This window comes from Sphingomonas bacterium, from assembly GCF_903642285.1.
Classification (GTDB): Bacteria; Pseudomonadota; Alphaproteobacteria; order Sphingomonadales; family Sphingomonadaceae; genus Sphingomonas.
In genome coordinates this window covers 60,678-67,575 of record NZ_CAHJWJ010000018.1, presented here as the reverse complement: position 1 = coordinate 67,575, position 6,898 = coordinate 60,678, and the positions used below count along the sequence as shown (strand labels likewise).

8 protein-coding genes and 1 pseudogene are annotated in these 6,898 nt (G+C 61.7%); 3 read left to right on the top strand and 6 right to left on the bottom strand.

Features of this window, described 5'->3' with window-relative positions; all coding sequences use genetic code 11:
* Nucleotides 1–22: 22 nt before the first annotated feature.
* Nucleotides 23–457 (bottom strand): transposase, encoded by a 435-nt coding sequence (locus HUU99_RS15390; RefSeq protein WP_217430814.1) that lies wholly within the window; start codon nt 455–457, stop codon nt 23–25.
* A gap of 432 nt (nt 458–889) precedes the next feature.
* Nucleotides 890–1,975: an acyltransferase family protein gene (locus tag HUU99_RS15820; protein ID WP_174286527.1), complete on the bottom strand. Its 1,086-nt coding sequence runs from the start codon at nt 1,973–1,975 to the stop codon at nt 890–892.
* Nucleotides 1,976–2,266: 291 nt separating this feature from the next.
* On the opposite strand from HUU99_RS15820, the gene HUU99_RS10490 reads away from it, so the two are divergent.
* Complete coding sequence (locus HUU99_RS10490) at nt 2,267–2,728, top strand: hypothetical protein (RefSeq protein ID WP_174286526.1); 462 nt, start codon at nt 2,267–2,269, stop codon at nt 2,726–2,728.
* A gap of 639 nt (nt 2,729–3,367) precedes the next feature.
* Here the strand turns inward: HUU99_RS10490 and HUU99_RS10485 are convergent.
* Together HUU99_RS10485 and HUU99_RS10480 are read right to left on the bottom strand one after the other, a co-directional pair.
* Nucleotides 3,368–3,571, bottom strand: a pseudogene (locus tag HUU99_RS10485) (IS630 family transposase); the annotation flags it as partial.
* A 429-nt stretch (nt 3,572–4,000) separates the two neighbouring features.
* The gene (locus HUU99_RS10480) at nt 4,001–4,414 is read right to left on the bottom strand and encodes a (deoxy)nucleoside triphosphate pyrophosphohydrolase (protein ID WP_174286525.1); all 414 of its coding nucleotides are present in this window, start codon (nt 4,412–4,414) and stop codon (nt 4,001–4,003) included.
* An 83-nt stretch (nt 4,415–4,497) separates the two neighbouring features.
* Here HUU99_RS10480 and HUU99_RS10475 point away from each other — a divergent pair, with 83 nt between their 5' ends.
* Together HUU99_RS10475 and HUU99_RS10470 are read left to right on the top strand one after the other, a co-directional pair.
* Nucleotides 4,498–4,662 (top strand): Flp family type IVb pilin, encoded by a 165-nt coding sequence (locus HUU99_RS10475; protein WP_375380108.1) that lies wholly within the window; start codon nt 4,498–4,500, stop codon nt 4,660–4,662.
* Nucleotides 4,663–4,791: 129 nt separating this feature from the next.
* Nucleotides 4,792–4,959 (top strand): Flp family type IVb pilin, encoded by a 168-nt coding sequence (locus tag HUU99_RS10470; protein WP_174286523.1) that lies wholly within the window; start codon nt 4,792–4,794, stop codon nt 4,957–4,959.
* 70 nt (nt 4,960–5,029) lie between these two features.
* Here HUU99_RS10470 and HUU99_RS10465 read toward each other — a convergent pair whose 3' ends face one another.
* On the bottom strand, nt 5,030–5,977 hold the full coding sequence (locus HUU99_RS10465; RefSeq protein WP_174286522.1) for an acetyl-CoA carboxylase carboxyltransferase subunit alpha: 948 nt from the start codon (nt 5,975–5,977) through the stop codon (nt 5,030–5,032).
* A 9-nt stretch (nt 5,978–5,986) separates the two neighbouring features.
* Entirely contained in the window at nt 5,987–6,892 is a 906-nt protein-coding gene (locus HUU99_RS10460; RefSeq protein ID WP_174286521.1) for a tyrosine-type recombinase/integrase, read from the bottom strand.
* Nucleotides 6,893–6,898: the final 6 nt, after the last annotated feature.

Genomic DNA, 6,898 nt, shown 5'->3' with positions numbered 1-6,898 from the left:
AACACCGTCGCTTGCACCAGTGCTACGTCAGCCGATCACGCCCGCCCGACAAGGCGGCTCCCACCGCAGGGATACGATTGGCGAATGTGATCTTTGCTTCGGCGCGTGCGATGCCGATGGTGCGGATGAACAGTTTTGTGGCGCTCTTGCCCGCCTTGATCGCCTCCTTCTCGGCCGTAGTGTTGCGCTGCTTGGGGGCGGGCACCAGCGTCGCATCCACGATCTGTCCGCCCATCGGTAGATAGCCGCGGTCCCGCAGCTGCCGGTCGAACGCGGTGAACAGCGCGTCGAGTGCGCCGTCGCGCGTCAGCTTCTTGCGGAACAGCCGGATCGTGTTCTCATCGGGCGTGACCGCGCCTAGATCGATGCCCGGGAAACGCAGCCAACTCAGCCGGTCGCGGATGAGAAACTCCATGCGGGCGTCGCTGACGGTGTTCTGTGCCGCCAGGATCAGCACCCCGGCCTTCGCCGGGGCAGGCTCTTGAACATTGCCACCGGATCGTCAGGCGGTCGACCGCCCTTCCCCCGTCGCCGTACGCCAGCGCCTTCTCCAACGCAGGACGAAATATCTCGAAGTCGACCACGCGGCCCATCGTCTCCAGCGGGTCGCCGCAATCCGATAGTCGCTTCAGCTGATCCGATAGCCCGAACAATCCCGCTGACGCATCTGCCGCCTCCTGCCGTCAGGCATCTTCGGCAGAGCGATGGCCGCGTAATCCGCCGCATTCTCGCCGTGCTGATCGGCCCCTGCTGGCAACTGCGAACATGGCGAGCGTCGAAAATCAGTGCATCGCGGCCATGATCTCGTGTAGACGGTGGTTGCCGCGAGGGCGGAGGCATCCAGACTTGAAAAGTTGCCCCCTGGCTGCAGCAAAGCTGTGAGCGTCGATTATAGGGCCGGTGCGACTGCTACGAGGCTTCGTCTAATTTTCAGTTGCTTACTTATCCAGTTCCGAACCGGTCGGTCGTAGAGCTTAACCGCGAGCCATGACGCTAACATCGTTGCGAAAAATGTGATGACGTCAACAATTCTAACGTCGTCTATCCGATGCCACAACAACCCGCGGCATATTTCCATGATGGGCCAATGCAATGCGTAAATAGGATAGGACAAATTTCCTAGAAATAACATAGCAGACCTGATCGGACCAGAAAGGGTTTCCTGTTTGATAGCTGTTACAGTGGTGAGAGGGATTAAGCATACTAGGCTCAACGTTATTAGCGGAGCAGCGACTGCCCCATTTGATGGGAAAGTGCCGATGATCAAAAAGATCAACGGAGGTATAACGAGGGGCAGCTTAATTGTGATCAGGACTCGCCGTTCCCAGGCTCGGAAAAGCAAAACGCCTAGACCTAAGCCATATGTTGCCCGGAAGGGACCGAGGACCCAAGACGAAGAACCTTGGTCTAATGCGCCAAAATACCAGCTGTACCCTAAAAGCACTATAAGAGAAGAAAAGACACCAACGGCGACGCGACGGCTAGTTAATACCGGTAAAAATCTAGCGTACAGAAAGTTGAATACCAGTTCATAAAATAGCGACCACGCGGGTGGGTTGAGCACAAACCATCGGCCGGATGTTTCATCAATTTTTGGCAAAATGACTATTGCTGGTAAGAGCGCCCGCAAATATGCTTTCATTACCCAGAGTTCGTGTGTGCGCGCGATGTGAATTGCAACGCCAGATAACGTGATTAGGCATCCCAGAAAGTACAAGGGATAGAGACGGATAAGTCTAATCTCAACAAATCGCAAAAGGCTTAGTGTTGTCTCTAGGCGATGCTCGTAGACGTAACCAATCACAAACCCGCTGAGTACGAAGAAAAGGTCGACTGCAAGATACCCAGAGCTAAAAACGACCGACGTTCCTGGTCTGCTCTGTTGATAATGATACAAGACAACTATAAGTGCGGCCACGCCTCGCAAGCCGTGAAGGGCATCAAACTCTTTCTTTTTACTCAAGTCGCTGTGCATTGAGCTACCATGCCTTGTTGCAAGCATCGCAATCGGCGCACTTGCTATCGTAGGTAATAGGGAACCCTTCGCCGCAAGATCGGCACAAGCCGTTCCGCAGCCTTCGGTCCTCGAGCGCCCGTTGAGCGGTCTGGTACCGGCTCAACCACCGGCCAGGCGCAAGGAATAGGCTGTGGAGGCTCATTGTCTGGGCATAACCCATCGCGCGCCGCTTTCCAATTCCCCGACCACCACCGGATTTATCCAGCCGCACGCGACGGTCGGCGACGTGCGCCAGACGAAGAACACCCCATGTCAGTTGGAAGCACCCTCAAGCACGCGCTCGGCTTCATTGCCGGCATTTTGATCCCCGGCACCAGCGTAACGGCCGTCGACGCGGTTCATGAAATCCAACAAACGTTCGCCAACCTGTTCGGCGAGGCCGCGACGCAGCTCGCCGAGGCCCTGAAAGTCGATACTACCGGGCTGTCGGGTCCCGAGAAGGTGTTCTACATTGCGAAGGCCCTTGTCGCTACAGCCAAGGCACAAGGGTTCAAGGGGGACGAGGCATTGCTCGAGACCGTCACGCTCGACTTGGCGCAGACTGCCTACCGGAACAGCCTACCGACCATCGAGGCGGACGCAGTATCCCTGCTTGCCGCGCTGCACCTCAGCCCGGTTCTGACGGCAGTTGCGACGCTAGTCCTACCGACAATCGAAACCAAGCTTGCCGACCTCGTGCCAGCCGCGCCTGTCCCCGCGCTCGTCGGATGAGCGGCACCGGCACCGTTTCCGTCGTGATCGGCGACAGAGCCGGACAATAACAAGCCCGCCCGGAAGGTCATCGTCGACCTTCCGGGCGGTGCTCGTACGTTGTTCTTCATTCCAGAGGGCGATGACCCGCCCGTTGGGTCGACGATCAGCTGGGGGCCGCACTACGCGTGGGACAAGTCCCGCGGTTGGCGCGCGCACAAGCTGACGTGGGAAGCCGACCCGGACGCGCCGCTGTCGCCGGCCTGACGCTCGACGTCACACGCCCGATCTGGCAATAGGTCGGCGCTGCTCCCGACTTAGCCGTAGGGTCCAGCCCGCGCGCGCGGATGCTCCGCGGGTTACCGGTTCGCCCGTGAAATAGAAGACCCTTCGGGGAAATACTCGGGGCGCAGTTACCCGCGGAGCCTGCGCGGCAGGCGTCGAGTAGCCAAGCTTTGAAATAAAGCTCTAGGGCGAAGCCGATCAGCATGTTGATCGGTAGCACCGTCATGACGATCTTTGCCTCGTTGTCTCGCAACGGACTGGACACAATCATCTGCGATGCTTGGAAGTAACCCTTCGCAGCGACATACCGATTGACTGCTTCAGGTATAACCGTCGCCATTGCTGACCCCCACTTTTGCACCGCCCGCTTACGGCCTAGTGGATTGACTCCAACGTTTGGTGCCCGCGTCTGACTGCGGCAATGAGCTCGTCGGGATCGGCTCGCCAGACGACGGGCCTAGGCTGCTAGTTATGCTCTTTGATGAAGCGGTTGATGGCGGCCTGCAGGTCGACGACGGAGTGGAAGACGCCGTTCTTCAGGCGGCGGCGGGTCAGCTTGGCGAAGAAGCCCTCCACGGTACCGCGCTGGATGACCGAGATAAACGCGCCCGAAATCGGGAAGATGTGGCGACGCGATTTCGTTGAAGACTACCTCCCCGGCGTCGGCCGCAACGCTGAACGAGCCACGCAGCGACGTTAAATCCTCGGCCTGCGAATCTGCGCCGGGCAGATCGCTGAAAACGGATCAGAAAGATTTTTCAGGTCAATTAGCTGCTTTCACCGATGAGGCTGGCGGGCGACCGAGCGCCGTAATGTCCGCACAGCTTTCAAGTTGGAGGGACCCCACGACCGCCCGTTACCGAGCTGAGTAGAAATAATGCAAAATTGGTCGATTTGAGTATCCGGGCGCAAATTACTCAATCCAGACTTTTACAATTCCGTTCTACGACAGTGGGTTACGTCGAACCTTTTTGATGCGCACGGTCATTGCCGATCGGAGCACCGCGATCAGAGCATGGCCTCGAACATCGCGATCAGCGGCTTGTCGGCTGGCGGCATGTCGAGCGCGTGGAGGTCGGCCGGGCGCACCCAGCGCAGGTCGCTGGCCGCGAGCGCGCGCGGGACGCCGGTCCATTTGCGGGCGACGAACAGTAGCAACAACAGATGCCGGTCGGGCAGCGGCGCGCTGGCAAAGGCGGCAGGGCTCAGACAGCCGCACGGAACCGCGATCGACAATTCCTCCTCCAATTCGCGGATCAGCGCCGCTTCGGGCGTTTCGCCCGGCTCCAGCTTGCCGCCGGGAAATTCCCACAACCCGCCATGCGCCGTGTCGGCGGGCCGGCGTTGAACCAGGACACGTCCATCGCGATCGATCAGCGCGGCGGCCGCGACGATCAACGGCGGTGCGGAGCGTTCCAACATCGTGTTCGCCATTCGTTAAAACCTCTTCATCTATCTAACCTGTCATGAGACCGCCCCGCATCTCCGCCCTAAGGATTGCTAGGGTGGTCGCGCGTATCGCGCTCGATCGCCGCGGCGGGACCGCGATCGAATACGGGCTGATCGCGGCGCTGGTCGTCATGACGATGATGGCCGCGTTGATTGGCCTCGCGGACGCGACGTCCGGGCTGTGGAACAACATCAGCGCGAACGTCGCGGCAGCGCACTGACGCGTTCAGCCGCTTCGAAAAAGGTTCCAGGCTTAAGTCTTTTTAAACGGCCATTCTCCTAAAGATCGTCGTGCTGCTCCGGTCTACCGGTTCAGCCGGGTAATTGAAGTGATAGCAATGGAGACCGGTATGCAGATGATCCGCAAGATTTTTCGTAACAAGAAGGGCGCGACCGCCATCGAGTACGGCCTGATCGCCGCACTCATCGCCGTGGCCGCGATTGCCGCGATGCAGGGCTTGGGCAACCAACTCAAGACGACCTTCAGCAACGTCACGTCGAACATGAAGGCTACCTAAGCCTTCTGGAAGACGAGACTGAAGCGATCGGGCGGCGGGACATGGTCCTGCCGCCCTTTTCGATTGTGCGTCAAAGCCGACCCATCGCGAGGAACTTCTCGCGCCGCCCCTGCCGCAACCGCGCGGGGTCCTCGCTCGTCAAAATATGGAGCGTCGCCGCCAGCGCGTCGCCCAATGCCGCGATCGCCGCCGCGGGATCGCGGTGCGCGCCGCCGACCGGTTCGGGCACGATCGTATCGATGATGCCGAACATCTTCAAATCCTGCGCCGTCACCCGCATCGCCTCGGCCGCATCGGGTGCCTTGTCGGCCGTTCGCCACAGGATCGAGGCGCATCCTTCCGGGCTGATGACGGAATAGACCGCATGTTCGAACATCAGGACGTGATTGCCCGCCGCCAGCGCGACCGCGCCACCCGATCCGCCCTCGCCGACGATCGCGGCGACGACGGGAACGCCCGCGTTCAGGCACGCCTCGGTCGACCGGGCGATCGCCTCGGCCTGGCCGCGCTCCTCCGCCTGGATACCGGGGAACGCACCCGAGGTGTCGACCAGCGTGATAACCGGCAAGCCGAACCGGTCCGCGAGTTCGACGAGACGGATCGCCTTGCGATAGCCCTCCGGCTTGCCCATCCCGAAATTGTGGCGAAGGCGGCTCGCGGTGTCGTCGCCCTTCTCGTGCCCGATGACCATGACCTTGCGCCCGCGAAACGTCGCGAAGCCGCCGATGATCGCCTGATCGTCGGCAAAGGCGCGGTCGCCGGCCAGCGGCACGAATTCCGCGAACAGCCCGGCGACGTAATCCTTGAAATGCGGCCGCTCGGGATGCCGCGCGACCTGCGTCTTCTGCCAAGGCGTCAGCCGGGCGAAGGTATCCTTCAGCAGCTTGTCGGACTTGGCTTGCAGCCGCCCGATCTCGGCGTCGATATCCACCGACCCGTCGGCAGCGGTGTCACGCAGTTCGTCGATCCGGCCCTGCAGCTCGGCGATCGGTCTCTCGAAGTCTAAAAAGCTGGGCATCGCGCCTCGCTACCCGCGACGGGGCGCTAATTCAACGAGCGGGTGTCGGGTGTTGACCAGTTCGACCAGCCGACTGGCGTCGACATGCGTGTAGATCTCCGTCGTCGCGATGTCGGCATGGCCGAGCATCGTCTGCAGCGCGCGCAGGTCCGCCCCCCCCGCCAGCAGGTGGGTGGCGAAGGCGTGACGCAGGACATGCGGGCTGACCCGGTCGACGGGTATCCCCGCCTCCACCGCCAGCGCGCGGACGATCTGGTAGAGACGGATGCGCGACAGATGCCGCTTGCCCGACGGAAACAGCCATGCGCGGTCGGTAGCCACATGCCCGCGCCACGCGATCACCGCGGCGCGGGCCCGATCGGAAATCGGTACGAGCCGCTCGCGCTCGCCTTTCCCCTTCACGATCATGTATGGCTGCTCGGGATGGACCGCGGACCGCGGCAGGCTGACGAGTTCGGTCGCGCGCAGACCCGAGCCGTAGAGCAGCTCGATCAGCGCGGACAGCCGCAGATCGCCGGGTCGGGGGTGCGCGACCGCCAGCCGTGCCTCGATCGTCGCGAACAGGCGGTCGACATCGGCATGCCCCAGCACCTTCGGCAAGGCGCGCGCCGTACCCGGCCGGGGCAGTGCGGCACCGGGATCGTCCGCACGGTGACCTTCGTCCGCCAGGAACGCGAAGAAACGCCGGAGCGCCGCGGATTTCCGCGCGACGGTCGACCGCGCGAGCGCGCGCCAATCCTCGCCGAGCGCGGCAAGCGTCGATGAGTCCGCATCCGTCAATCGCCCGCCGAGCGTCGCGGAGGCCAGCATCAGATCGCTGCGATAGGCCGATAGCGTGTTCGTCGCAGCGCCCGCTTCGGCCGCCAGCATTTCGAGGAACAACGCGACGAGTCGGTGATCGCGGCTTCCGGTCATCGCCAC